The organism is Novosphingobium sp. 32-60-15, assembly GCF_002280675.1.
GTDB lineage: Bacteria > Pseudomonadota > Alphaproteobacteria > Sphingomonadales > Sphingomonadaceae > Novosphingobium.
In genome coordinates this window covers 71,979-96,818 of sequence record NZ_NCEN01000002.1, presented here as the reverse complement: position 1 = coordinate 96,818, position 24,840 = coordinate 71,979, and the positions used below count along the sequence as shown (strand labels likewise).

The window sequence follows — 24,840 nt, the reverse complement described above, 5'->3', positions numbered from 1 at the left end:
CCGCGCGCGGGCGGCCTTTCTTTTGATCAAGGAACTTCGATCCGATGAAGGCCGCAATCATCGCGCCCGGTGGCATCTTTACACTGGCCGAGCACGCCGTGCCGCAAGCCGCAGACGGCGCGCATGTGATCGCGGTCACGGCCGCCGGCATTGGTCCCACCGATCTGATGCGCGCCAAGGGCTTCTTTGGACCGGTTGCGGGGCCTTACATCCCCGGAGGCGAAGGCGTCGGAACTTTGGCGGATGGAACGCGCGTCTACTTCGGCCACAGCATCGCACCATTCGGCGCAATAGCAGAACAAACGCTGGTAACAGACGCCGAGGTTTGGCCATGCCCTGCACAGCTTGCCGATGACCAGATAATCGCGCTGGCCGTGTCCGGCTTGGGTGCTTTGTTGCCCATGGAGGAAGCCCACGTCCAGCAAGGCGATAACGTGTTAATCCTCGGCGCGACCGGACCGGTCGGGCAGATAGCATTGCAGCTGGCAAGGATGATGGGCGCAGGCCATGTCGTTGCTGCAGCACGCAGCGCTGATAAACTGGCCGATCTTAAGGCGCGCGGTTGGGCCGACGCAACAGTTCAACTGGGCACGGGCGATGATGAAGCAGCGCTGAAAACTGTCGCTAATGGCGGCTTTGATGTGGTTCTCGATGTGATCTATGGCGCCCCTGCAGAGGCCGCGATGCGCGCCACGCGCCCCGGCGCACGCATGATGAGCATTGGCGTACAAGCAGGCCAGACGGTTTCGCTTTCCTTGCGCGATCTTGTCTTTCGCAGCCACATTGGCGTCGGCACCGGACAACGCCCCGCCGCTGAACGCCGCGCCGCATTTGACCGGCTAATGACAATGGCAACAGATGGCTCGCTGGTGGTGGACACAGCCGTCTATCCGTTCGACCGCGCTGATGACGCTTGGGCCGCGCAGGCTGGCAGTCCGCACGCGAAGATCGTGATCCGGCGCTGAGGCTCTCTGGACTTAGGCGATCGCCCCGACCGATCCCCCGTCGACGCGCAAAGCTGCGCCGGTAATATAGGACGCACGTTCCGAAACAAGGAAGCAAGCCGCATCGGCCAGTTCTTCCACCCGGCCCATTCGCGCCAGGGGGATGTTGGCCCGCCAAACCTCGGCAATCACGCGTGCCTCCAGCGCAGCACCGGTTTCGACAAAGCCGTGCGCAGCAGCGCTCTTGTCGATCGACACTTGTGTATTGGGGGTCAGCACCGGGCCGGAAACGAGCGTGTTTACCAGCACACCACTATCGCCCAATTCGGCAGACAATGACGCTGTCATCGAATGCAGCGCGAGCTTGGCTGCCGCATATTCGGGATGGTTGGTCATCGCGCGATAGGCTGCCCCGCTGCTGACGTTCAGCACGCGACCCCACCCGCGTTCGCGCATCGCAGGCACCAAAGCCTGAATCAACTGCACGGCATAGAACGTCGATGTCTGGAATTGCCGCTGCCAAGCATCTGCCGGTCCGTCGAACCACCGATGCGAATCCGATGCCGCACCGGCGCAGTTGATCAGGATATCGACTGGTCCGGTGGCCAGCGCAGCCTGCGCCAGCCCGGCCACATCGGCGGGATCATCAAGCGACGCCAGCAACACAGCCGCTGTGCCGCCGGCCGCAGCGATACCGTCGCACACACCTTGCGCGCTTTCGCGGTTGCGGCCGTGAACAAGCACATCCACACCTTCGCGCGCCAGCGCAGCTGCAATAGCCGCGCCGATCCCGCTGCTGGATCCGGCGATCAGCGCCCGCCGACCGGAGATGCCAAGATCCATCAGGCCTGTCCTTTTACCAACGGTGGCGCCATTGCGAACCACGCAGACGCTTGCGCAATACCTGCTGGCGTTCCTCGTGTGTTACAACGGGAGTATCGGCGGGAAGATGGTCGCGCACTTTGGCCGCATCGACAATCTGCAAGCACGGCACAGGACCATAATTGGCCTGCGTCCAGCGCAGCATCAGTGACCCTGTCAAATGCCCGCCCGGATCAAGCCAGTTGGGAACGCCGGGATCTTCCAGCGCAATCACCGCACGGAACTTGCCATCACTGTCCAGCGTAGCTTGCGCCGCATTCAGGCTGCTTTGGCGGTTGAACCATTCGATGCTGTTCCACAGCGGATCATTCAACTGGATATTCCAATATCGCACCGTTTCGGGAACGGCCGTTTCAAGGATCATCGCTTGTCCCGGTTCCAGTGCGAAGATGCCCTGATAATAGTGCTGGCCTGAAAGTCCGCCGCGCCCTGCCCAGTCGTCATGCTCCAACCGGTTGACCACACCTTGTGCGCGCTGCCTTGCGCCATAGCCCATGGCGAAACCGACATAGCGTTCGACAAAGCCCGAAAGCGCTGTCAGCCGCCGCGCGATTTCGGCTGCATCCAATCGTACCGGCCCTATCGGGCGGTCCACCCGCTCAATCGCGATCTTTGCCTCTTCTTCCACGCCCCAGTTATAATAGGCGCGGCGCACCGCAATGTTACAGGCGCGTGGATCAAGCTGCACCCAATCCCCAGCGTAGCCGTCGGGCCGTTCTGCGCAGATCAGGATGTCAAAGCTGCCGTCCGGACCCAAAGTGCAATCGTCAAGATCGATAAAGCCGACCGACGGCCCGAATGTGTCAAGCACCCCGATTGACCCTGCGTTGATATCGAACAGCACGAACACGCCGGTGCCGCGCTTGCCGCTCAACCGGTAGGTCCCGTCACCCCGGATAGATGCCGAGCCATAGATAAAGTCGGGATTGACCCCGACACTGTTCATGACATTGCTGACCGCACAGGTGAATTCAGGGTGGTCCGGATCAACGAATGTGCTTTGGAACCCAGCCGCCAGCGCCATGAACATCAGGCGGTAGGCCTCCTGCCGTGCCAGCGGGTCGGATGGGTCTGCCAACAGGTCAAGTACGCTGTCAGCCTTGGACAGGAGCCCAAGGTAATCGGCCCACTGCGGCAGGATAGCTGCCTCGGACACGGTCTTAGACGAAGTCACGATAAGTCTCGGTATACCGTGCAAAGCGGCTGCGAACGGTCTGCTCGTCAAGGCCGAATTCCTCAAGACTATAGCTGCGCTTGCCGTGCTTATCGGCAGGATTTTCCGCCAGCCATTGCAATACGCTTGCCGCGCCCTCGTCGCTCAATTCCCGCCCGAACTGTGCATAGGCCTTGCGGATCGTGGCAACCGGATCGGTAATGAGATCCTTGAAGCGCATGTCGTGGATCGGCAGGTCGGGGTTCGCTGCACGATAATCCATCATCGCCTCGATCCCGTCCGACCACAGGTTCAGGAATTCCTGACCGATCTTGTCCTTGCCCGGTTCGTCATAGGCAGGGCTGCGGATCACGTACATAAGCTGTGATATCGACGCGACCACTTGTGCCGGATCGCGGTGCGGTTGGATAAAGATCGCATCGGGATAAACGGTACGCAGTTCGCGCATCTTGTACATGTGCTCCTGGATCTTGAGGACCCAGTGCTTGCGCGGGTTCTTCCAACTCAACTGCTGCAGCCACATCTTGTGAACTTCGTAGCGGAAGGTGGCGTCGATGCCTTTGAACCATTCGTAAAAACGGGGAAGGCGCTGCAACATGCAGACGTTGCTGCTTTGAAACGAACTGGTCATGAATGATCCGCATTCCTGTGGAATCATTGCGCCCAATGGGTGGCCTTTAAGCAATTCCTTGGGATCGCCCCCGAAAGATTCCCACAGATAAGCATCGTACTTTGCAATACGCGGGTCGGTGGTTTCGGTCGCGCGCTCCGGCGGCGGTGAGGGATAAGCAATCTCCCATTGCAGCGGCGCACGTACGTTCGGATCTTCGTTCAGCAAAGCATGCAACACACTGGTGCCGCACCGGGGAAGGCCGACGATAAACAGCGGTTCGCGTATCTCAACATCGGCAATCTCGGGAAACCGGGCACGATCATCGGCAATTTGCTTCAGCCTGCCAAGATCATCGTGAATGCTGAACAACAGGCGCGCCCGCCCGTTCGCATTCAAATCCGTCATCTCGGCAGCGGACAGCAGAAGCATTTCAAGCCCCGGCCGGACATTCTCGCGCAGGTATTCGGGCAATGGATGTTCGTCCAGCAGACGGTCAGCATCAAGAGCCAAAACATCTGGTTGTGAATGTGATGCCATTATTCTCAAGCTCCTTGTGCGGGACCGCAATTCCCATGTGCCAGATCGCGCCCGGCCAGGATGCGGCTCCGTGCGTTGCTGTGATGCTCCTTGTGCAAGCGGGTAGGAACCTATCCGTCGATTAGTCTGCAAAACCGGACTGGCATTTTGGCCGCCAGTCCGGAGTTCAATGCAAGCAGGAGTCGATGGGTGAGCAACCATCCGCAGATGGAAGTTGTTGGCAGGCGCAACTGCCAGGGCCGGAGGCAGGGCCAATTGCCAAAGGGTTCAGGCCCTAGATCGCGCGTCATCGCTCTTTTCCAGCCACGCCCGCCTCGCGGCCGCGCCGAAAGTCGCGTACCAAACGCGGCTTGGCGATATCCGGGTCGGGGGCGCGTCCACCCCCGGCCTGATCCTACATGCCGTCAAGGCCCTTGCTGACCAGCACGTTCACCGCAACCCGGCGGTTTTGCGCTTTGCCTTCATAGGTTTCATTGTCCGCAACCGGATCGGCTTCGGCCATGCCGGTTGGCGTGAGCATGCGATACGGCTTCCAGCGGCAGGCCTGTTGCAGATAGTTGATGACGCTGGCGGCGCGCTTCTCGCTCAACACCTGGTTGTATTCTTCGCTACCCACAGCATCGGTATAGCCCACCACCAGCATCAGGGCATTGTTCATGCCGTCCGCCGTGCTGGCCACCTGGCAAAGCTCAGCTTTGGCTTCTGGCGAAAGCTTTGCCTTACCGGTGTCAAAGTAAACGTTCATCGTGCTTTTGACATTGTACTTGTCAATGTCGGCCATCCGGCCACGCAGTGCTTCTGTCGCTGCAGTCTGCTCGGCAAAACCTTGGGCGGTTCCGTGGCGGATCATTGTGGCGGTCTTGAAATCACCCTTTTTGAACGTGATCTGGCTGGCCAGCAGGCTTGTGCCTGCCTGAAGGGTTTTGACGGTAACGGGCAGGCCGTTGAGCACGGAATCCACACCCAGCTTGCCGCTGCCTCCGCCAAACAGGCCGGAGCTTGCCGAGACCTTGGTGCTTTCGTTGAAGAAAATGAGTGTGCTCGTGCCGTCAGGAGCGGTAACCTTGATCTTGTCAGCACTGCGCGCCGTAATCACGCCTTTGATGTCCGGCCCCTTGGTCATTTCGGCAACGTCGGGCAAGCGTTCACCATTGACGATGATATTGGGATCAGTAGCGTCCTGGACTTGTGCCAAAGCACCTGCAGGAACTGCGGCGGTGACCATGGCAAGCAGGAATAATCCCTTCTGCCGGTTCGTGTTCACACTCATAAAATTGCTCCTTGCGCCCCTGAAAAGCTGCAGATGTTGGCTCTAAACTGTCTGTCAGATTAACGGGTGCATGTCATCAGGTGCTAATGCAGGCAAAAGGCGCGCCAATTGCGACGAACCGTTGCTGCGCGAATTTTCGTGGCACTTGTAATGGGTTGATTACGTCCCGCAATCCTCATAGGTCAGGATCACTGCAGGTTGGTATTAGGGCTGATCGCCGACAGGCTGGTTCCCGACTACAGCGTTACGCAAACCCTGCGCGGCAGGCTTTTACCAACGGGTGTTCGGCGGCGGTCAAGTCCGGGCGGTCGCGCCCGGCAATCAAGCCCAAGGTTCGCCGGAAGTCATAATCGGCTAATGGCACCGCGACGATGCCTTCACGGACCAGCGATTGGGGTGCGGTTGTCACGCCCATTCCTGCGCGCACCATTTCAAGGCAGCGGTCATCATTGGCTGAACGCAGGAAGAAGGGCGGGCGCACACCGCGCTGGGTGAACCAGCGGCTCGTATCGGCCAAAATCTCGCAACTGCGGCGCGCAATCATGGTTTCCGACGCCACATCGTGCGCATCAACCGACAAGGCTCCCGCCAAGACATGACCTTCTGCCAAAAGCAAACGATAGCCTTCTTCCAAAAGCGCCACGGATGGCCGGTGTGCATCTTCCGGCCGCAGCAAGGTGATGATTGCATCAATTTGCCCTTCCCCCAATTTTCGGCGCAATTCAGAGTCAGTTCCTTCGGCTAGCGTGATCGGCTGCGTGCCCGCCCACGCCCCGGCGATGTTTGCAAGTGTGGCCGTGGCGATGGAAGGGATCACGCCGAGTCTCAGGGGAGCTAGCGGCGCGGGGGCATCATCAAACGCAGCTTCAGCCGCGCGGAATTCGCGTTCGATCGCGCGGGCATGGGCAACCAGCTTTGCACCCGCGTCGGTCAAGCGCACTTGCCGTCTTTCACGCTGGAACAGCAGCGTTCCGGCCAGCCGCTCCAGTTCAGCGATGGCCGCAGACAACGTCGGTTGCGCCACGCCAAGACGCTCTGCCGCGCGGGTGAAGTTGCCTGTTTCAACCAGCGCCAGAAACTGGCGGAGATGGGCGCGCTTTATCATAGGGAAATTCTATACTCAGACGCAGCATAAATCAATTTTGATCGTGGAATTGCCAATGATACGAAGGACAGCTATTACCACAAAGAGGAAGCAGCGATGAGCGCCCCTGTCCTGCCCAGTGCCCTGGACAACAATAGCCCCGAGGCAATGGCCCGCGCCGCACACAACCGCGCCCTTGCCGAAGAATTGCGTTCCCGCGTGGCGCAGGCTGCCTTGGGCGGCGATGCGCGCAGCCGGGACCGCCATGTCGCGCGCGGCAAACTGCTGCCGCGTGACCGGGTGGAGCGTTTGCTTGATCCGGGCGCACCGTTTCTGGAAGTGGGCCAATTGGCCGCCAATGGCATGTATGGTGATGAAGTTCCGGGCGCGGGCATCATCACCGGCATTGGCCGCGTCTCGGGCCGCCAATGCATGATCTTTGCCAATGATGCCACGGTCAAAGGCGGAACTTACTTCCCGATGACCGTGAAAAAGCATTTGCGCGCGCAGGAAATTGCACAGGAAAACCGCCTGCCTTGCGTCTATCTGGTCGACAGTGGCGGCGCGAACCTGCCCAATCAGGCCGAAGTCTTCCCCGACCGCGATCACTTTGGGCGGTTCTTCTACAATCAGGCGAATATGAGCGCGCTGGGCATTCCGCAAATTGCCAGCGTGATGGGCAGTTGCACCGCGGGCGGCGCCTATGTGCCCGCCATGTCTGATGAATCGGTGATCGTGCGCGAACAGGGCACAATCTTTCTGGCAGGCCCGCCGCTGGTAAAAGCGGCAACCGGCGAGGAGATTACTGCCGAAGCGCTGGGCGGCGGTGATCTGCACGCGCACAAATCGGGCGTGGTCGATCATCTGGCCGAAAATGACGAACATGCGCTGACGATTGTCAGGGATATTGTCAGCCATCTGGGTGCTGTGAATGGTGTTTCAACTTCGCCCGTCACGAATGGAGGCGAGGTTCGGGAACCGGCTTATCCCGCCGAAGACCTCTACAGCATCATTCCCGACGATGTGCGCGCACCCTATGATGTGCGCGAGGTGATTGCGCGGATTGTCGACGGCAGCGAATTCCACGAATTCAAAGCAGTCTATGGCACCACGCTAGTCTGCGGCTTTGCCCATATCCACGGAATGCCGGTGGCCATTCTGGCCAACAATGGCGTGCTGTTTTCGCAAAGCGCGCAAAAGGGCGCACATTTCATCGAACTGGCCTGCCAGCGCCGCATCCCGCTCCTGTTCCTGCAAAACATTTCAGGCTTCATGGTCGGCGGCAAATATGAGGCCGAGGGCATCGCCAAACACGGCGCAAAGCTTGTGACGGCTGTCGCCACCGCACAGGTGCCCAAGATCACCGTGCTGATCGGCGGCAGTTTTGGCGCAGGCAATTACGGCATGTGCGGCCGCGCCTACCAGCCCCGCTTCCTGTTCACCTGGCCCAACGCGCGCATCAGCGTGATGGGCGGTGAACAGGCGGCATCCGTGCTGGCAACGGTGCATCGCGATGCCGACAAGTGGACGCCGCAAGAAGCCGAGGCGTTCAAAGCGCCCATCCGTCAGAAGTACGAAGATGAAGGCAACCCCTACTACGCCACCGCACGGTTGTGGGACGATGGCGTGATCGATCCTGTGCAAACCCGCGATGTTCTGGGGCTGGCGCTGGAAGTGTGTTTGCAAACACCGGTTGCAGAGGCCCCCCGCTTCGGGGTGTTCCGGATGTGATGGCCCAATCGCAAAATCCTCCCCGGAACGGGGAGGTGGCAGCGCGTAGCGCTGACGGAGGGGTCGGACCGTTGCGCACGCATCACCGTACCGTCGGTGCATCTGCGAACCAAACCGCAGTTGCCCGAAAGCTGCGGCGCGAGATGACTTTGCCAGAAGTGTTGTTGTGGCGCGAATTGCGGGGCAAGCCGCAAGGTATCAAGTTCCGTCGGCAGTTTGCTATTGCGGGCTATGTGGCTGACTTCGCCTGCCTTGACCGTAGATTGCTGATCGAGATCGACGGTATTGTCCACAATATGGGTGATCAGCCACAGCACGATGTTGATCGCGATGCGGCGCTGATTGCTTTGGGATGGACTGTCATCCGCATCCCCGCGGCAGAAGTGTTAAAGGACGTCTGTTCTGCTGCCGCTTCTATTGTTGCTTTTACGGGAAACCTTCGACCCCTCCGCCCCTGCGGGGCACCTCCCCGTTCCGGGGAGGATTTTCTAGGCGACGTGTCATGATCAAATCCCTCCTCATCGCCAATCGTGGTGAAATTGCTTGCCGCGTTATCCGCACGGCAAAGGCCATGGGCATTCGTACCGTGGCGGTTTATTCCGATGCAGACCGGAACGCGCTGCACGTCCGCTCTGCCGATGCAGCGGTGCACATCGGCCCAAGCCCCGCGCGGGAAAGCTATTTGCTGGGTGACATGATCATCGCTGCGGCCAAAGCCACCGGCGCAGAAGCGATCCACCCCGGATATGGGTTCCTGTCCGAAAACGCAGAATTTGCGCAAAACGTGATTGATGCAGGTCTGGTCTGGGTGGGGCCAAAGCCTGCGTCGATTACCGCGATGGGCCTGAAGGATGCGGCCAAGGCGCGGATGATTGCGGCGGGCGTTCCGGTAACGCCTGGCTATCTGGGTGAAGACCAGAGCCCTGACCGCTTGCAGGCTGAGGCCGATACGATTGGCTATCCGGTGCTGATCAAGGCCGTGGCGGGCGGCGGCGGCAAGGGTATGCGGCGCGTGGATGCGGCGGCGGACTTTGCCGATGCTCTGGCATCGTGCCGACGCGAGGCTGCATCGTCATTCGGCGATGACCGGGTTCTGATCGAAAAGTACATCCTCAGCCCCCGCCACATCGAAGTGCAAGTGTTCGGCGATTCCCACGGCAATGTGGTGCATCTGTTTGAACGCGATTGTTCATTGCAACGGCGGCACCAGAAGGTGATCGAAGAGGCCCCCGCCCCCGGCATGGATGCCGCCACGCGCGAGGCCGTGTGCGGCGCAGCAGTGCGCGCAGCCAAGGCGGTGGATTATCAGGGCGCAGGCACGATCGAATTCATCGCCGACGGCAGCGAAGGTCTGCGCGCCGACCGGATCTGGTTCATGGAAATGAACACGCGGTTGCAGGTGGAGCATCCCGTTACCGAAGAAATTACCGGCGTTGATCTGGTGGAATGGCAATTGCGCGTGGCCAGCGGTGAACCTTTGCCCAAGCGGCAGGATGAACTGGCCATCAATGGCTGGGCGATGGAAGCGCGGCTCTATGCCGAAGATCCGGCCAAGGGCTTTTTGCCGAGCATCGGGCGGGTGCGCGACTTCCACTTTCCGCAATATCGCGCGCGGATTGATACCGGTGTCGAAGCGGGCGCTGAAATATCAACGTTCTATGATCCGATGATCGCCAAAGTGATCGTCCACCGCGATACCCGCGACGAAGCGATTGCTGCCTTGCGCGAAACGCTGGCCGAGGGCGTGGTCGGGCCGCTGATTTCCAATAGCGGGTTCTTGTGGCGCTTGTTGGGGCAAGCGGCGTTTGGCGCGGGCACAGTCGATACTGGCCTGATCGAACGCAATCTGGAAGCCTTGACCACGCGGCCAGAACCATCGGGTGAACAACTTGCACGAGCGGCGATGCGGCTTGCCGGAACGCCGGGGCGAACGCCCTGGACGCGCCAATCGGGGCTGCGGCTCAATGCAGCGTCGCTGCACACGGTGATGCTGGCCGATCAATTCGGACGGCAGTTCGTTGCGGATCTGGGCGATGAGCCAGCGATGGATCAATGGCCGCCAGCGCGCGAAACCGCCGTGGATGAAGGCGGTGAGCGGTTTATGGTGCGCATTGCCCGCACCGATGGCGGCGGCGCAAGTGCGGCATCGGATGGCGCGATCCTTTCCCCGATGCCGGGCAAAGTCATTTCCGTGGATGTGGTGGCCGGGCAATCAGTGACCAAGGGCCAGAAGCTGCTGGTGCTGGAGGCGATGAAGATGGAGCACGCGCTGACCGCGCCGTTTGATGGCATCGTGGCCGAATTGAACGCCGTGGCGGGTGCGCAAGTGCAGGTCGAGGCGGTGCTGGCGAAGATAGCAAAGGCGGGGCAGGAACGTGGCGATGACTGACAACACTACGATCATTCTGCACGGCTTCTGGCGATCTACCGCATCATGGCGGGTACGCATCGCGCTGGAATGGAAGGGTCTGGGCTGGAGCAATGTGCCGCATCATCTGCGGCTGGGGGAACAGCGCGCGCCGGAATATCTTGCGCTTAATCCGCAAGGGTTTGTTCCTGCGCTGGAAATTGGCGGCGATGTGCTGACGCAAAGCCTGGCGATTTGCGAGTTTCTTGATGAAACACATGCGCAGCCGCCCCTGTTGCCCAAAGATGCGGTGGCGCGGGCAAAAGTGCGGGCGGCGGCGCAAGTGATCGCTTGCGATACGCATCCGCTGCAGAACCTTAAGGTATTGAAAATGTTGAAGAAACTCGGGCTGGATCAAGCCGCGACAGATGGTTGGGCAGCAGAAGTGATAGAGGGCGGGCTTGAAGTCTTTGCCAGCCTGATTGCCGGGAACGACGGGCCTTATTGCTTTGGCGAGAACGTGACGCTGGCCGATGTGCTGCTGGTGCCGCAATTGGGCAATGCACGGCGGTTTGGTGCGCGGTTTGATTTCGGGCGCATTGTCGAGGTTGAAGCCGCGTGTATGAAGCTGCCCGCCTTTATTGCCGCCGCGCCCGAAAACCAGCCTGACGCCGAATAATCAGATCACTTCGTCAATGATCGGGTTTACCAGCGTGCCGACTTTGCCAATGCTGATTTCGCACACGTCGCCGCCCTTCATGTAAAGCGGCGGATTGCGCTTGTCGCCCACCCCGCCCGGTGTACCGGTGGCGATGACATCCCCCGGCGAAAGCGGCGCGAAGGTGGAGCAATAGGCGATGACCGTAGCAATATCGAAGATGAGGTCACTGACCGGTTGATCCTGCACCAATTGACCGTTCAGCCGGGTTTGCACGCGCTGTTCGGCAAGGTCGGGCAGTTCATCGGGCGTGACCAGCGCGGGGCCAAATCCGGCGGTGGCAGGAAAGGTCTTTCCGGGCGTGAACTGGATATTGTGGCGCTGCCAATCGCGCACCGAACCATCGTGGAATACCGCATAGCCCGCGACGTGTTCCAATGCGGTTTCACGCGAAATGCGGCGGCCCCCTTTCCCGATAATCACGGCAAGTTCGCCTTCATAATCAAACCGGGTTGTTTCAGGCGGGCGGACCATCGGTTCACCGTGCGCGACAAGGCTATCGGCCCAGCGCGTGAAAATGGCGGGATAAGCCAGTTGGTCACGGCCCGTTTCAGCCACGTGCGTCGCATAATTCAGGCCGACGCAAAGGATCTTGGACGGATTGGGTATGACAGGCAGCAGCTTCACATCGGCATAGGCATATGTGGTGGTTGCGGGCAGCGCAGCCAGATCACCGTCAAGCGCATCCTTGAGGTACGCGCTTGTCCCCGCAGTGCCAAGATCGGCCACGGCATCCCCTTCAATCCGGCCAAAGCTGGCGGTGCCATCGGGGCGGAGGAAGCTGATATAGCGGGCCATCTATGCAAACTCCTGAAGCGTTTGCATGGGCCTGCCGCGTTGTCTTTGCCAGTGCAAGGGGGTTGTGCAGGCCTTGCGCTTATCTTCGCACGTGGACATCGGGGTGGTTGCCCAAATTGATTTCATCTGCAATCAAACATCAGACGCAGGAGAGACAGATGGCTGGCATGGTTCGGTTCAATTGGGAAGATGCACTGGGCCTTGACGGCCTGCTGACCGATGATGAGCGGATGATCCGCGATGCCGCGCGCAGCTTTGCCCAGGACCGTTTGCAACCGCGCGTGATTGAAGCATTTGCGACCGAGACAACCGACCCCGAAATCTTCCGCGAGATGGGCGCGCAAGGTCTGCTTGGCCTGACGCTGCCGACGGACTATGGCTGCGCTGGCGCATCCTATGTCGCCTACGGTTTGGTGTCGCGCGAGGTGGAGCGCGTCGATTCCGGCTATCGTTCAATGATGAGCGTGCAGTCGAGCCTCGTCATGTTCCCGATTTACGAATATGGATCAGAAGAGCAGCGCCGCAAATATCTGCCCAAACTGGCAACGGGTGAATTTATCGGCTGCTTCGGGTTGACCGAACCTGATGCGGGGTCCGATCCGGGCGGCATGCGTACCCGCGCGGTCAAGGTTGACGGCGGCTATGTCATCAACGGTGCCAAGACGTGGATTTCCAACGCGCCGATTGCCGATGTGTTTGTGATCTGGGCCAAGAGCGAAGCCCATGGCGATGCCATTCGCGGTTTCGTGCTGGAAAAGGGCATGAAGGGGCTGTCTGCCCCCAAGATCGAGAACAAGGTATCGTTGCGCGCATCGATCACCGGCATGGTGGTGATGGAAGACGTGTTCATTCCCGATGATGCGCTGTTGCCCGATGTCGAGGGGTTGAAAGGCCCGTTCGGCTGCCTGAACCGCGCCCGTTATGGCATATCATGGGGGGCATTGGGCGCAGCGGAATTCTGCTTTTCCGCCGCGCGCCAATACGGGCTGGACCGCCACCAGTTCGGGCGGCCGCTTGCCGCAACGCAGCTTTACCAAAAGAAGCTGGCCGATATGTTGACCGACATTACTTTGGGCCTGCACGCCAGTTTGCGCATCGGGCGGTTAATGGACGAGCACGCCTTTGCGCCCGAAATGATATCCATCGTAAAGCGCAACAATGTGGGCAAGGCATTGGATATTGCGCGGATGGCGCGCGATATGCACGGCGGCAACGGCATTTCGGGCGAATACCAAGTGATCCGCCACATGGTGAACCTTGAAACGGTGAACACCTACGAAGGCACGCACGACGTCCATGCGCTGATCCTTGGCCGCGCGATAACCGGGATTTCCGCGTTTTAGACATGTGAAGCTAAAATTCGCTAAATCTTTCCGTCTCCCCGGGCTTGACTGTACAGCTTGACCCAGGGGTCCCGCTTCTTTGCGACTTTGCAAAAGAAACAGCGGGATCGCGGGTCAAGCCCGGGAAGACGACAATGGAATGAACTTCAGTTCCATGGCTCTAATATGGTGGAATCGAAGTTCGCAACTTTACTGGATAGTCACCCTGAACTTGTTTGGCGAGTATCCCGTCCGCATACGTTACCCCTATTTCGTCACCCTGAACTTGTTTCAGGGTCCATCCATCCAGTCACACGGCGGTTTGTGGGGAGGAATGGATGCTGAAACAAGTTCAGCATGACGAAGAATTTATGAGATGAACTTCAGTTCCATGGCAGTAGGGTCAGATGACTTAAGCCCGATCCAAAACAGGCCCCGCTCGTCTCGAACGGAGATATGAATCAGAGAAACGTCTTCGCGCCTTTGCGCGATCAATTCTTCTCTGCGCGAAACAAACAAGGAAGCCTGACCCCGGGTCGAGCCCCGGGGTGACGGAGTAAGGTGGCGTGCTTCATGTACAGGTGACTAAAGCGCTTCGACGATAGTCACGTTGGCCAGTCCGCCACCTTCGCACATTGTCTGCAGGCCGTATTTTCCGCCGCGCGCGCGCAGGGCGTGGATCAGCGTTGCCATCAGCTTGGTGCCCGAAGCACCCAGCGGATGGCCCAGGGCAATGGCGCCGCCGTGGACATTGAGCCGCGCGGGATCAGCGCCGGTATGGCCCAGCCACGCCAGCGGGACGGGCGCGAAGGCTTCGTTCACTTCGTAAAGATCGATCTCGCCCATGGTCATGCCCGCGCGCTTCAATGCCTTGTCTGTGGCAAACAGCGGTTCTTCCAGCATGATGACCGGATCGCCGCCGGTGACTGTCAGGTTCACAATCCGTGCAATGGGGGTGAGGTTATGGTCCTTCAACGCCTGTTCGGACACGATCAGCACGGCCGAGGCCCCGTCGGTGACCTGGCTTGATGTGGCCGCGGTCAACACTCCGCCATCCATCAGCAAGCGCACACCTGCCATGCTTTCAGCGGTGGCATCATAACGGATGCCTTCGTCCTTGGTATGCACATCGGGCGTTCCGTCGGGCAGGGTGATGTTGACGGGCACGATTTCGTTGGCGAAAAAGCCGCCTTGGGTGGCGGCAATCGCACGGCGGTGGCTTTCAAGGCCGAATGCGTCGAGCATTTCGCGGGTGAAGCCATGTTTTCTGGCGATCATTTCTGCGCCGGTGAACTGGCTGAAACCTGCCACGCCATAGCGTTCAAGCACCGCAGCGGAATAGGGCGAGGCCCCGCTGCCGGGGATCAGCGTTGTGCCCATGGGCACGCGGCTCATGCTTTCCACGCCAGCGGCGATCACCACATCTTGCGTGCCGGACATGATCGCTTGTGCTGCAAAATGCATAGCCTGTTGCGATGAACCGCACTGCCGGTCAATCGTCACGGCGGGGACGCTATCGGGCAGCTTTGATGCCAGCACGGCGTTGCGGCCAGTTTGCGTTGATTGTTCGCCTGCTTGGCCGACACAGCCCATGATCACATCTTCAATCGCGGCAGGATCAATGCCGGTCCGCGCGACCAGAGCGTTCAATACCACCGCGCCCAGATCATTGGGATGCACGCCGGACAAGCGGCCATTGCGGCGGCCCCCGGCGGTTCGAACGGCATCGACGATATAAGCGTGGGCCATGATCAAACCTTTGCAGGAAGAGGAAAAAGGCGGGGGACGCCAAACGCAACGACGCCCCGCCCCCGATTATCAGCGCGGTGCCATGCGGATGGCGCCGTCCAGGCGGACGTCTTCGCCGTTGAAATAGGAATTGCGGCACATTTCCAGCGCAAGCGCGGCATATTCTTCTGGCAGGCCCAGACGTTTGGGGAACGGAACAGACGCCGCAAGCGCGTCCTTCACCTTGTCACCGGCGCCATTCATCAACGGTGTATTGAAAATGCCGGGCAGGATCGTGTTCACGCGGATGCCTTCTGACGAAAGGTCACGCGCGATGGGCAATGTCATGCCGACAACGCCGCCCTTGGATGCCGAATAGGCTGCTTGCCCCATCTGCCCGTCTTCTGCCGCAACGCTGGCGGTGTTCACAATCGCGCCGCGTTCACCAAATTCACCGCGCGGTTCAAGCGTCAGCATGCCCGCCGCCGATTTGGCGATGCAGCGGAACGTACCGATCAGGTTGATCTGGATGATGCGTTCAAAATCGGCCAGCGGGAAATGCTTGGGTGCACCCGTTTCACGGTCACGGCTGGCGGTTTTGATCGCGTTGCCGGTGCCGGCGCAGTTTACCAGAATGCGTTCCTGGCCATTGGCCGCGCGCGCTTTGGCAAATCCTGCGTCAACCGATGCTTCGTCCGTGACGTTTACTGCACAAAATACGCCGCCGATATCGGCTGCCACAGCAGCGCCAGCAGCTTCGTTCATATCGAAAATGGCAACTTTTACGCCAGCAGCGGCCAGCGCCCGCGCGGTTGCTTCACCCAGCCCCGATGCGCCGCCTGTGACCACAGCTGCAATGCCTTCCAACTCCATTACATTCTCCTGCGATAATTTAGTTATGCGGTTAATTATGTCGTCTTAACGCATGAAATTGGCCACGTCGACTATCATTGACGGCCCGCAGCGCAATGCCGAACCTCATCCGAAACAAACCGGACCCTTTCCCCTTCGGCAAGGCCATGCGCCAACCCCGTCATGCTGAACTTGTTTCAGCATCCATTTCTCCCCACAAACCACCGTGTGACTGGATGGATGGACCCTGAAACAAGTTCAGGGTGACGAAATTGGGATAACCTATGCAAAGGGAATAGACGCCAAACAACTTCAGGGTGACTGGGTAAAGGGTTTACAATGCCGAACCTCATCCGAAACAAAACCGTTGTAAAGCGCATTGCAGGCCGCGCGTTGCACTGTCATGGCCGTCATGCTGTTCGTTCGTGAAGGAAGTGCCATAATGCCGACCGCCGCACTTGGCATAGATTTTGGAACCACCAATTCGGTGGTCGCGCGCAGTAGCGTGGACACTTCTGTCGATCTGGTATCGTTTGCCGCGCCCGATGCGGTCACAAACGTGTTCCGGTCAGCCCTGTGTTTCTGGCAGGATGGCGATATGCGGGGCGGGTTGGCGCATGAGGCCGGGCCCTGGGCCATCGCCGAATTTCTCGATTTTCCGCAAGGGTCGCGCTTCCTGCAATCGTTCAAATCGGTGGCGGCCAGCGGCACGTTCGAACATGCCAATGTGTTTGAAAAGCGCCTGCGTTTTGAAGAACTGGGCCAGACATTCCTGCGCCACCTGATCACCCATGCAGGCCCCGCTCTGGCCGATTTGCCCGAACGCGTTATTGTGGGGCGGCCCGTGCGCTATGTCGGTTCGCGGCCCGATGCGGCGCTGGCCCGTACGCGTTATGATGCGATGTTTTCCATGCTCGGCCGTCCGGTGCATTATGTTTATGAGCCATTGGGTGCGGCCTACAGCTTTGCCACGCGGTTGACTGATCCTGCGACATTGCTGGTTGCAGACTTTGGCGGCGGCACCAGCGATTTCTCGATCGTGCGGATTGATGTTCCCGGCGCGGCAAAGCGCTGCGTTCCGCTGGGGTCGGCGGGCATTGGCATTGCGGGCGACCGGTTCGATTTCCGCATCATGGACCACCTGATCCTGCCGCTGCTGGGCAAGGGCGGCACGTATAAATCGTTCGACAAGGTGCTGGAGATTCCCGCCGGTCACTTCACCGATTTTGGCGATTGGTCACGCCTTGCCATGATGCGCAACCGCCGTACGTTGGAACAATTGGCCAAGCTGAAGCGCTCTGCGACCGACCCTGCAGCGATCGGCCGGATGATCGCGGTGATCGAACACGAACTGGGCCACGGGCTGTATGAAGCGGTGGGCAAGTTGAAGCGTGCCCTATCAACGCAGGATCACGCCGAATTCCGCTTTGAAAGCGATGATTTGACCATCGCAGCCGACGTGACGCGGGCGGAGTTTGAAAGCTGGATTGCGCCGGATCTGGCGCGCATTGCCGAAACTGTCGACGGCGCACTGGTTGCGGCGGGGCTTGCGCCTGAACAGATTGACCATGTGTTCCTGACCGGTGGATCGTCGTTGATCCCTGCGGTGCGGGCGTTGTTTGAACAGCGGTTTGGCGCAGGGCGCATTGCGTGCGGGGACGAGCTGACCTCGATTGCTCACGGCCTCGCGCTGATCGGCCAGACCGCTGACCTTAGCGATTGGTTGGCGCCTGCAGATGCCCCTTAGTGATCCTGCCGCAATGTGCGTGCAGCCTTGCATCGCACATTGCAGTGTGAAATAGCAGCTTAAAATTGACATATTCGGCACATTGCCGATAACCAAGGACCAAATTTCATGGCCAAGTTCCTGATCATCGAAGCGCGTTTTTACGACCACCTCAACGACATGCTGATTGCAGGTGCCAAGGCCGCAATCACGGCTGCGGGCCATGAAGCCGAAGTCATCACTGTGCCCGGCGCGCTCGAAATCCCCGGCGCGATTGCGCTGGCCGATGAGTCCGGTGACTTTGACGGGTTCGTCGCAATTGGCGTGGTGATCCGCGGGGAGACCTATCACTTTGAAATCGTTGCAGGCGAAAGCGCGCGCGGGATCATGGCCCTGACGATGGACGGCATCGCCATTGGCAACGGCATCCTGACGGTTGAAAACGAAGAGCAGGCGCTGGTCCGCGCCGATCCTGCGCAAAAGGACAAGGGCGGTGAAGCGGCCAAGGCGGCCATGGCGCTGCTGGCGCTGCGTGAACGCTTCGCCTGATCGGCATTTGCCCGAAATGGCAGGTCTTCGGGACCGGCTATCGCGCCCATAGCAGCGCGATGGCCGGTCCAAGTCTTATCGTCCCGTCACGGGTAACCGTCTGGTATGATGGCGCATGCCCGTTGTGTGTGCGCGAAATTGCGCTGATGCGGCGGTTGGACAAGGCCAAGCGCCTGCATTTCATCGACGCCGATGATCCGGGCGCTGCGTGTCCGGTAGACCGCAAGCTGGCTCTGGCGCGGCTGCATGCGCGCGAAGATGGCCGGTTGCTATCGGGTGCGGCGGCCTTTGCGGCGATGTGGCGGGTGATCCCGCAATTGCGCTGGCTGGGGCTTGCCGCGCAAGTGCCGCCGGTCGGCTGGGCGCTGGAGGGGCTTTACCGCGCGTTCCTTGTGATCCGGCCTGCCGTTCAAAAGCTTTTCAAGGTTCTGGATCGATGAGCGACAACCGTTACCGCAAAGTGCCTTCGCGGCGGCTATCGCGGCTTGCCTCGTTCGGCCAGATCGCGGGCGGCGTGGCGGGCGGCATGCTGGCCGAAGGCGCGCGACGGCTGGTGCGCGGAGAAGCGCCGCGCTTGTCTGACTTGTTGCTGACGCCAGCCAACGCGACGCGGGTGGCAGACCAGCTTTCGCGATTGCGCGGGGCGGCGATGAAGCTGGGGCAGATGATCTCGTTTGATGCAGGCGACGTGCTGCCGCGCGAATTGACCGAAATCCTGTCACGCTTGCGCGATTCGGCGCACTTCATGCCGCCTGCCCAGCTGGAGCGGGTGCTGACGGCTGAATGGGGTGCAGGCTGGCGGTCGCGGTTCAAGCATTTTGAAGCGCGCCCGATTGCGGCGGCATCCATCGGGCAAGTCCATCGCGCGACCTTGCCCGATGGCCGCGTGTTGGCGATCAAGGTGCAGTATCCCGGCATTGCGGGCAGTATTGATGCCGATGTCGATAATGTCGCCACGCTGCTGCGCATGTCGAATTTGCTGCCCTCAACCCTGAATATCGCGCCGCTGCTGACCGAAGCCAAGCGCCAGCTGCATGAAGAAGCCGATTACGTGCGCGAGGCAGAGATGATGCGCCGCTATGCCGAACTGCTGGCTGATGATCCGGCGTTTCTGCTGCCCCTGCCCCATGACGCTTTATGCGGCCGTAACGTGCTGGCCATGGATTTCATTGACGCGCGCCCGATTGAAACGCTGTCCGTCGCCCCGCCTGATGTGCGCAACCGTGTGCTAGGCACGATGATGGGGCTGGTGCTGCGCGAAGTTTTTGAGTTCGGCTTCATGCAGACCGATCCCAATTTCGCCAATTTCCGCTGGCAGCCCGCAACGGAAGGCAGCGGGGGTGAACGTGTGGTGCTGCTGGATTTTGGTGCCGCCCGCGCGATTGAACCGGCAACCACGGCGGCCTATCGCCGGATGATGCTGGCGGGCCTTGCCGAAGATCACGCCGGTTTGCGCGATGCCTTGCTGGAAGTGGGCTTTATCGCGCCGCCAGTCCTCGCCCGCCACGGCGCGGCGTTTGACCGGATGATTTCGGTGCTGTTCGAACACCTTGGCAAGCCCGGTCTGTTCGAATTTTCCGACCGGTCCTTTGTCGAACGCATCCGGGGCGAGGCCGAGACAATCTTTGCCGACCGCGCAGCATGGCACATCCCGCCTGCCGAGGCGCTGTTTGTGCAGCGCAAAATCAGCGGTACGGCGCTGCTGGCGGTGCGGCTGAAGGGCAGCCTGCCGTTGCGCGATATGGTGGAGCGGGCGGTGACTGACGCTGCGCCAACCCCCCCGCTGCTTACAGTAAACCCCTGACCGCGTCATGCTGAACTTGTTTCAGCATCCATTTCTCCCCACGAACCGCCGCGTGCGGTGATGGATGGATCCTGAAACAAGTTCAGGATGACGAAAAAGGGACAAGGTAGACAGGTGCCTTTATCGCAAACCAAAAAAAGGGGGGCCAACTTGCGCTGGCCCCCTGGAAAGTTTTGGGAGAGGATGCCTGAAAGGCAACTCCTATATGGCTGCAGTCGATTTATGCTGCAAGTGCGAAATGTACGTACATAAGTGCAGGAAATGCAATCACTGAAAATCTGGCGATGATCGTTTGGCCGCCAGCACCGTGTTGCTCAGCAAACAGGCGATGGTCATTGGCCCCACACCGCCAGGCACAGGCGTCACCGCTTTGGCGTGATCGAGTTCGTGCGTGGCGCAATCGCCGATCAGCCGGGTCTTGCCATCATGATCGGTCACGCGGTTGATGCCCACATCGATCACCACCGCGCCGGGCTTTACCCAATAGCCGCGCACCAGATGCGGTGCGCCTGCCGCTGCCACGATAATGTCCGCCTTGCGCGCCACATCGGGCAGGTCTCGCGTTTCGATGTGGGTGACGGTGACGGTCGCCTCGCGTTCAAGCAGCAGCATCGAAACCGGCTTTCCCACGATGTTCGATTTGCCGATGACGACCACGTTCAACCCGCGATAATCATCGATCACGCTGTCCAGCAGAAGCATGACGCCCAGGGGGGTGCAGGGCACGAGGCCGCCCGTACCGGTGGACAGGCGTCCGACGTTGACCGGATGGAACCCGTCCACGTCCTTTGCGGGATCGATCCGGTCCAGCACCAGCGCGGCATTGATGTGTTTGGGCAGCGGCAACTGAACCAGAATGCCGTGAACGGCGGGATCGGCGTTGAATTGGTCAATCAGCGCCAGCACATCGGCCTGCGGTGTACCGGCAGGCAGGCGGTGTTCAAGCGACAGGATGCCCGCCTTGCGGCATTGCGCAATCTTCCGCCCGACATAGACCTCGCTTGCCGGGTCATTACCCACGAGGATCACGGCAAGGCCCGGTGCCACACCGCCATTGGCGATAATCTCGGCAACGTCCTTTGCGGTGCGCTCCAGCACTTGCGCTGCAAGCGCCTTGCCATCGATTATCTGTGCCATAGTGCCGTGCATCCCCGCTTGTTTACGGGGCATATTGTATGTGTTGCATACAAATAATTCAACCGGGGATTTTTGTGTTGGTGAGGCCGAACACCCTCCCCCAGCCCCTCCCTCAAGGGAGGGGAGCGCGGCTTATGCAGCCGAAGGCAGAATTGGTCGCAGCGGGGTGGGTTTACGGCCTCTGTGCTTACAAACTGCGAACCTGCGGAATCACAGCCTTCAATACATGGGCCAGCGCCTTGCCGTTCAAGTCCCGCGCCCGCGCCTCGGTTTCGGCTTCGGAATAGCAGCGCAATTCGGGCGCGTTGCCCGACGGGCGGAAATGCAGGATCGCGCCGCTGGCAAAGCTCATGCGGTAACCGTCGGTGGTGTCAATTGCTGTGGGCAGTCCGGCTATATCGCCAAAGACGCGCGCGATGCGGGCCAGTTGCTCACCCTCATCGCCCGTAGACAGGAACGCGATCAGCGCCGCGCTATCGGCCTGCGGGAAATCGGCGACGCGGTCGCTATACGTATAGCGCGGCGGCAATTGTGCCACGGTCTGCGCGATCGGCGTTGCGCGCGCGGCTGAAACTATCGCCAGAATCGGCAACAGCGCATCGCGGGTAGGCAAAGCTGTCAGATCACCCACCGCTGTGCCCAAAAGCACCCCGCCATTGGCTTCATAGCCCACCACACAAGCCGCCGGATCAGCCGTGGCGGCATCCGTCATGGCGGCAATCACATAGGGCGATCCGATGCGCGTGCGCAAAACGCGCGGCACAGCGCCGCTCAATTCCGCAACGGTATTGCTGCTGACGGGCGTCACGATAACGTCTGCACCCACCGCGCGCGCGCACAGCAATCCGACGATATCGCCGCGCAGCCATGTGCCGCTGGCGTCTGCCACCAAAGGCCGGTCTGAATCGCCATCGGTTGAAATGATGGCATCAACGCGGTTTTCCGCCGCCCATTTGGCTGCCAGAGCAATGTCTTCGGCGCGGATCGCTTCGGTATCAACCGGCACGAATTGCTCTGACCGCCCAAATGGCACCGCTGTGCCGCCCAAAGCCTCAACCGCACGGACCAGCAAATCGCGCCCCACCGCAGAGTGCTGATACACGCCCACCGTCAGACCGGCCAAGGCATCTGCCCCGAAATGGCGGACGTAGCGGGCGATATAGGCCTCCTCGACATCCACCACAGCGGGCAGGACAGCGGGATTGATCAGCCCGTCGTCGGCACCATACCGCGCCGGATCGATGGCAATGCTTTGTCCGACTATCCCCGCCTCGTCGCTTTTCAGCACTTCACCATGCGGGCGGTAGAATTTGATACCATTGCGGTCTGCCGGAATGTGGCTTCCGGTGACCATGATTGACGGCATGCCGATGCCCATTGCGTAAAAGGCCAGCGCCGGTGTGGGGGTAAAGCCGCAGAACACCACTTCACCGCCACAATCACGCACCGCCGTAGCGCAAGCCGCAAGGATTCGCGGTGTGCTGATGCGCAGGTCCCCGGCGAGGGCTACGCGATCTCCGGCGGCAAATTCGCCAATGTCGCCAAGGTACTGCAAAAACGCCGTGGCATAGGCGTGACACAACCGGTCGGTCATGGCCGAGGCCAGTCCGCGCACGCCGCTGGTGCCGAAAGGCACGCCGCTGGTGGTCATCAGGTCAGCCACGGTCAGCTTACGAATCTGGCTCAAGTCGTTCATCTGGAATGAGATTCCCATTCTGCTAAGGGCCAAACCACCCCGCCGGACGCCTGCATAGCCTGTCCCCGTTACAAAACGCAAAGGGTGCCAGTGCCTTGCAAAGTAATTCGCGCAGGCAAATCGGGTTCCGAAAATACGTGCAGCGCAGCAACAATTGTTTACGATACATTGCGACATAGACACCAAATCACGCCCATTTGTGCTGCACTTGCGAAACAACGGAAACCCCAATCCCGATGGCCGACACATCTGCCGACCACCACGTTCCAACCTTCCGCGACTTTGCCACGTGGACTGGCAAAGTGCTCGGCCCTGATGCGGGGTTTATCCGGCTTGCGCTGCTTTATGGCGCGGCCATTTCATTGCTGTCTTTGGCCACGCCCATTTCGGTGCAATTGCTGATCAATTCGGTGGCCAATACCGCGCTGCCCGCGCCGTTGCTGACTTTGGCCGCCATCCTGTTCACGTTGCTGGTAATTTCAGGCGTGCTCAGCGCATTTCGCGTGCATTTGCTGGCCATGTTCGAGCGCCGCTTCTTCGCGCGGCTTGTTGCCGAAATCACGCTGCGCGCGGTTCATGCGCAAAATCCGTTCTTTGTCGATTCACGCAAAGGCGATCTGTTCAACCGATTTTTCGATACGGTGGTAGTGCAGAAATCGCTGACCAGCCTGTTGATCGGCGGCTTTACCATCGTTCTGCAAAGCCTTGTCGGGCTTGTTGTCACCAGCTTTTACCACCCGTTTTTCCTTGCGTTCAATGCGGTGCTGGTGCTGCTGGTCCTCATCATCTGGCGGGTGTGGGCATCTGCCAGCTTGCGCACGTCGGTGACCAAAAGCCACGCCAAACACGCCACCGCGCACTGGCTTGACAGTGTGGGCGGATCGAACGGCATTTACAAATCAAGCCGTCACATGGCCTTTGCAATCGCCCGGTCCGAAGAGATGACCGCAAGCTATGTCGATTGCCACCGCCGCCACTTTCGCCACACCTTTGGCCAGACCATCGCGCTGTTACTGCTTTATGCCTTGGCCAGTGCCGGTTTGCTGGCGCTGGGTGGCTGGCTGATCCTGCAGGGCGAATTGTCGATCGGGCAATTGGTGGCGGCCGAATTGATCCTGTCGGGCGTGTTCTATGGCATTGCGCAATTGGGCACATATCTTGAAATATTCTATGACATGGCGGCCAGTCTGGAAGAGCTGCACTTGTTCTGGGAAGTGCCGCAAGAAGCCACGCCCGATAGCGATGCGCCGTCTTTGCCTGATGGTTCCATCCGCCTGCGCGATGTGCGCCACGGCGGCTTTGTGTTCGATTTCGCCCTCGAAGGCGGCGCGCAAGTTGGCGTAATGGCCGCGCCGGGAGTTGAACGGTGCCTTGCATCGCTGCTGAAACGGCTGGAAGTGCCGCAGAACGGCTTTGTCAGCGTGGGCGGGGCTGATCTTGGCACGTTCGATATGTACCGGTTGCGCTCTGACGTGATCGTGCTGGACCGCCCCGCGATTGTCGAAATGACGGTGCGCGAATATCTGGGCCTTAGCGCGCCGGGGCGGCCCGAAGCGATGCTTGAGGCGCTGGAACTGGTTGGCCTGGGCAACAGGATCGGTGATTTGCCGGGCGGATTGGACGCCAAGCTTTCATCATCGGGCTGGCCGCTGTCCGTGGGCGAAACGATGGCGCTGAAGCTGGCCGGAGCGCTGCTTGCCCGCCCGCGCGTGCTGATGCTTTCCCCGCTCTATGACATGCTGCCGCCCGCCTGCCTGAATGCGGTCCTCGCGCACTTGCGCCCGCATGGCACCACGGTTTTGCAATTTACCGCGCGGCCCGAAGGGTTGGAGCGTGACGGGTGGCTGTGGATCGGCAAGCGCGAACAGCGCCGTGCCGATGATCCCGCCAAGCTCCTGCCAACACCCACCACTCAAGAGGAGCGCTGA

At 60.2% G+C, this 24,840-nt stretch carries 21 protein-coding genes; 11 read left to right on the top strand and 10 right to left on the bottom strand.

Going from position 1 to position 24,840, the window contains the following annotated elements; all coding sequences use genetic code 11:
• The first annotated feature begins 44 nt into the window (after positions 1-44).
• Positions 45-965, top strand: a complete 921-nt coding sequence (locus B7Y89_RS01965) for a zinc-binding alcohol dehydrogenase family protein (RefSeq protein WP_292935238.1) — start codon at positions 45-47, stop codon at positions 963-965.
• A 12-nt stretch (positions 966-977) separates the two neighbouring features.
• Here B7Y89_RS01965 and B7Y89_RS01960 read toward each other — a convergent pair whose 3' ends face one another.
• From B7Y89_RS01960 to B7Y89_RS01940, 5 genes are all read right to left on the bottom strand, one after another.
• Positions 978-1,787, bottom strand: a complete 810-nt coding sequence (locus tag B7Y89_RS01960; protein WP_292935236.1) for an SDR family oxidoreductase — start codon at positions 1,785-1,787, stop codon at positions 978-980.
• 13 nt (positions 1,788-1,800) lie between these two features.
• Positions 1,801-3,000 (bottom strand): hypothetical protein, encoded by a 1,200-nt coding sequence (locus tag B7Y89_RS01955; RefSeq protein WP_292935234.1) that lies wholly within the window; start codon positions 2,998-3,000, stop codon positions 1,801-1,803.
• The gene (locus tag B7Y89_RS01950) at positions 2,987-4,150 is read right to left on the bottom strand and encodes a sulfotransferase (protein ID WP_292935232.1); all 1,164 of its coding nucleotides are present in this window, start codon (positions 4,148-4,150) and stop codon (positions 2,987-2,989) included. The genes B7Y89_RS01955 and B7Y89_RS01950 overlap by 14 nt, the downstream gene beginning before the upstream one ends.
• A 394-nt stretch (positions 4,151-4,544) precedes the next feature.
• Complete coding sequence (locus tag B7Y89_RS01945) at positions 4,545-5,420, bottom strand: OmpA family protein (protein WP_292935230.1); 876 nt, start codon at positions 5,418-5,420, stop codon at positions 4,545-4,547.
• Between the two features lie 244 nt (positions 5,421-5,664).
• On the bottom strand, positions 5,665-6,525 hold the full coding sequence (locus B7Y89_RS01940; protein WP_292935228.1) for a LysR family transcriptional regulator: 861 nt from the start codon (positions 6,523-6,525) through the stop codon (positions 5,665-5,667).
• A 96-nt stretch (positions 6,526-6,621) separates the two neighbouring features.
• Between B7Y89_RS01940 and B7Y89_RS01935 the strand changes: the two genes are divergently transcribed.
• The 4 genes from B7Y89_RS01935 to maiA are packed head-to-tail and all read left to right on the top strand — an operon-like array spanning position 6,622 to position 11,261.
• Positions 6,622-8,235 carry a carboxyl transferase domain-containing protein gene (locus B7Y89_RS01935; RefSeq protein WP_292935226.1) on the top strand — a complete coding sequence of 538 codons (1,614 nt, stop codon included), beginning with the start codon at positions 6,622-6,624 and terminating at the stop codon, positions 8,233-8,235.
• On the top strand, positions 8,235-8,741 hold the full coding sequence (locus B7Y89_RS01930; protein ID WP_366415477.1) for a DUF559 domain-containing protein: 507 nt from the start codon (positions 8,235-8,237) through the stop codon (positions 8,739-8,741). Before B7Y89_RS01935 ends, B7Y89_RS01930 begins: the two co-directional genes overlap by 1 nt.
• Entirely contained in the window at positions 8,738-10,624 is a 1,887-nt protein-coding gene (locus B7Y89_RS01925; RefSeq protein ID WP_292935224.1) for an acetyl/propionyl/methylcrotonyl-CoA carboxylase subunit alpha, read from the top strand. Before B7Y89_RS01930 ends, B7Y89_RS01925 begins: the two co-directional genes overlap by 4 nt.
• A complete protein-coding gene (maiA, locus tag B7Y89_RS01920; protein ID WP_292935222.1) occupies positions 10,617-11,261 on the top strand; it encodes a maleylacetoacetate isomerase in 645 nt (214 codons plus the stop codon). The genes B7Y89_RS01925 and maiA overlap by 8 nt, the downstream gene beginning before the upstream one ends.
• Here maiA and B7Y89_RS01915 read toward each other — a convergent pair whose 3' ends face one another.
• On the bottom strand, positions 11,262-12,098 hold the full coding sequence (locus tag B7Y89_RS01915) for a fumarylacetoacetate hydrolase family protein (protein WP_292935220.1): 837 nt from the start codon (positions 12,096-12,098) through the stop codon (positions 11,262-11,264).
• Positions 12,099-12,256: 158 nt separating this feature from the next.
• Between B7Y89_RS01915 and B7Y89_RS01910 the strand changes: the two genes are divergently transcribed.
• Entirely contained in the window at positions 12,257-13,441 is a 1,185-nt protein-coding gene (locus B7Y89_RS01910; RefSeq protein ID WP_292935219.1) for an acyl-CoA dehydrogenase, read from the top strand.
• A 564-nt stretch (positions 13,442-14,005) separates the two neighbouring features.
• On the opposite strand, the gene B7Y89_RS01905 is transcribed toward B7Y89_RS01910, so the two are convergent.
• Both B7Y89_RS01905 and B7Y89_RS01900 read right to left on the bottom strand, forming a co-directional pair.
• Positions 14,006-15,169, bottom strand: a complete 1,164-nt coding sequence (locus tag B7Y89_RS01905) for an acetyl-CoA C-acetyltransferase (RefSeq protein ID WP_292935217.1) — start codon at positions 15,167-15,169, stop codon at positions 14,006-14,008.
• A gap of 69 nt (positions 15,170-15,238) precedes the next feature.
• A complete protein-coding gene (locus B7Y89_RS01900; RefSeq protein ID WP_292935215.1) occupies positions 15,239-16,021 on the bottom strand; it encodes an SDR family NAD(P)-dependent oxidoreductase in 783 nt (260 codons plus the stop codon).
• 421 nt (positions 16,022-16,442) lie between these two features.
• Here B7Y89_RS01900 and B7Y89_RS01895 point away from each other — a divergent pair, with 421 nt between their 5' ends.
• The 4 genes from B7Y89_RS01895 to B7Y89_RS01880 all read left to right on the top strand — a co-directional run bounded on the left by B7Y89_RS01895 (position 16,443) and on the right by B7Y89_RS01880 (position 20,079).
• Positions 16,443-17,747 (top strand): Hsp70 family protein, encoded by a 1,305-nt coding sequence (locus B7Y89_RS01895; protein ID WP_292935213.1) that lies wholly within the window; start codon positions 16,443-16,445, stop codon positions 17,745-17,747.
• Between the two features lie 108 nt (positions 17,748-17,855).
• The gene (gene ribH, locus B7Y89_RS01890; protein ID WP_292935211.1) at positions 17,856-18,275 is read left to right on the top strand and encodes a 6,7-dimethyl-8-ribityllumazine synthase; all 420 of its coding nucleotides are present in this window, start codon (positions 17,856-17,858) and stop codon (positions 18,273-18,275) included.
• 59 nt (positions 18,276-18,334) lie between these two features.
• Positions 18,335-18,715 (top strand): thiol-disulfide oxidoreductase DCC family protein, encoded by a 381-nt coding sequence (locus B7Y89_RS01885; RefSeq protein WP_292935209.1) that lies wholly within the window; start codon positions 18,335-18,337, stop codon positions 18,713-18,715.
• On the top strand, positions 18,712-20,079 hold the full coding sequence (locus tag B7Y89_RS01880) for an AarF/ABC1/UbiB kinase family protein (protein WP_292935207.1): 1,368 nt from the start codon (positions 18,712-18,714) through the stop codon (positions 20,077-20,079). The genes B7Y89_RS01885 and B7Y89_RS01880 overlap by 4 nt, the downstream gene beginning before the upstream one ends.
• Positions 20,080-20,346: 267 nt before the next feature.
• Here the strand turns inward: B7Y89_RS01880 and folD are convergent, their stop codons facing one another.
• Together folD and B7Y89_RS01870 are read right to left on the bottom strand one after the other, a co-directional pair.
• The gene (gene folD / locus B7Y89_RS01875) at positions 20,347-21,216 is read right to left on the bottom strand and encodes a bifunctional methylenetetrahydrofolate dehydrogenase/methenyltetrahydrofolate cyclohydrolase FolD (protein WP_292935205.1); all 870 of its coding nucleotides are present in this window, start codon (positions 21,214-21,216) and stop codon (positions 20,347-20,349) included.
• 187 nt (positions 21,217-21,403) lie between these two features.
• On the bottom strand, positions 21,404-22,912 hold the full coding sequence (locus tag B7Y89_RS01870) for a phosphomannomutase (protein WP_292935203.1): 1,509 nt from the start codon (positions 22,910-22,912) through the stop codon (positions 21,404-21,406).
• 236 nt (positions 22,913-23,148) lie between these two features.
• Here B7Y89_RS01870 and B7Y89_RS01865 point away from each other — a divergent pair, with 236 nt between their 5' ends.
• Positions 23,149-24,840, top strand: a complete 1,692-nt coding sequence (locus B7Y89_RS01865) for an ABC transporter transmembrane domain-containing protein (protein WP_292935202.1) — start codon at positions 23,149-23,151, stop codon at positions 24,838-24,840.

Coding starts and splice junctions, on each gene's coding strand:
- B7Y89_RS01960 (WP_292935236.1), bottom strand. CDS start 1,787: ATGGATCTTGGCATCTCCGGTCGGCGGGCGCTGATCGCCGGATCCAGC.
- B7Y89_RS01870 (WP_292935203.1), bottom strand. CDS start 22,912: ATGAACGACTTGAGCCAGATTCGTAAGCTGACCGTGGCTGACCTGATG.
- B7Y89_RS01940 (WP_292935228.1), bottom strand. CDS start 6,525: ATGATAAAGCGCGCCCATCTCCGCCAGTTTCTGGCGCTGGTTGAAACA.
- B7Y89_RS01910 (WP_292935219.1), top strand. CDS start 12,257: ATGGCTGGCATGGTTCGGTTCAATTGGGAAGATGCACTGGGCCTTGAC.
- B7Y89_RS01895 (WP_292935213.1), top strand. CDS start 16,443: ATGCCGACCGCCGCACTTGGCATAGATTTTGGAACCACCAATTCGGTG.
- B7Y89_RS01925 (WP_292935224.1), top strand. CDS start 8,738: ATGATCAAATCCCTCCTCATCGCCAATCGTGGTGAAATTGCTTGCCGC.
- B7Y89_RS01935 (WP_292935226.1), top strand. CDS start 6,622: ATGAGCGCCCCTGTCCTGCCCAGTGCCCTGGACAACAATAGCCCCGAG.
- ribH (WP_292935211.1), top strand. CDS start 17,856: ATGGCCAAGTTCCTGATCATCGAAGCGCGTTTTTACGACCACCTCAAC.
- B7Y89_RS01865 (WP_292935202.1), top strand. CDS start 23,149: ATGGCCGACACATCTGCCGACCACCACGTTCCAACCTTCCGCGACTTT.
- B7Y89_RS01880 (WP_292935207.1), top strand. CDS start 18,712: ATGAGCGACAACCGTTACCGCAAAGTGCCTTCGCGGCGGCTATCGCGG.
- B7Y89_RS01965 (WP_292935238.1), top strand. CDS start 45: ATGAAGGCCGCAATCATCGCGCCCGGTGGCATCTTTACACTGGCCGAG.
- B7Y89_RS01945 (WP_292935230.1), bottom strand. CDS start 5,420: ATGAGTGTGAACACGAACCGGCAGAAGGGATTATTCCTGCTTGCCATG.
- B7Y89_RS01885 (WP_292935209.1), top strand. CDS start 18,335: ATGGCCGGTCCAAGTCTTATCGTCCCGTCACGGGTAACCGTCTGGTAT.
- B7Y89_RS01950 (WP_292935232.1), bottom strand. CDS start 4,150: ATGGCATCACATTCACAACCAGATGTTTTGGCTCTTGATGCTGACCGT.
- maiA (WP_292935222.1), top strand. CDS start 10,617: ATGACTGACAACACTACGATCATTCTGCACGGCTTCTGGCGATCTACC.
- B7Y89_RS01915 (WP_292935220.1), bottom strand. CDS start 12,098: ATGGCCCGCTATATCAGCTTCCTCCGCCCCGATGGCACCGCCAGCTTT.
- folD (WP_292935205.1), bottom strand. CDS start 21,216: ATGGCACAGATAATCGATGGCAAGGCGCTTGCAGCGCAAGTGCTGGAG.
- B7Y89_RS01905 (WP_292935217.1), bottom strand. CDS start 15,169: ATGGCCCACGCTTATATCGTCGATGCCGTTCGAACCGCCGGGGGCCGC.
- B7Y89_RS01930 (WP_366415477.1), top strand. CDS start 8,235: ATGGCCCAATCGCAAAATCCTCCCCGGAACGGGGAGGTGGCAGCGCGT.
- B7Y89_RS01900 (WP_292935215.1), bottom strand. CDS start 16,021: ATGGAGTTGGAAGGCATTGCAGCTGTGGTCACAGGCGGCGCATCGGGG.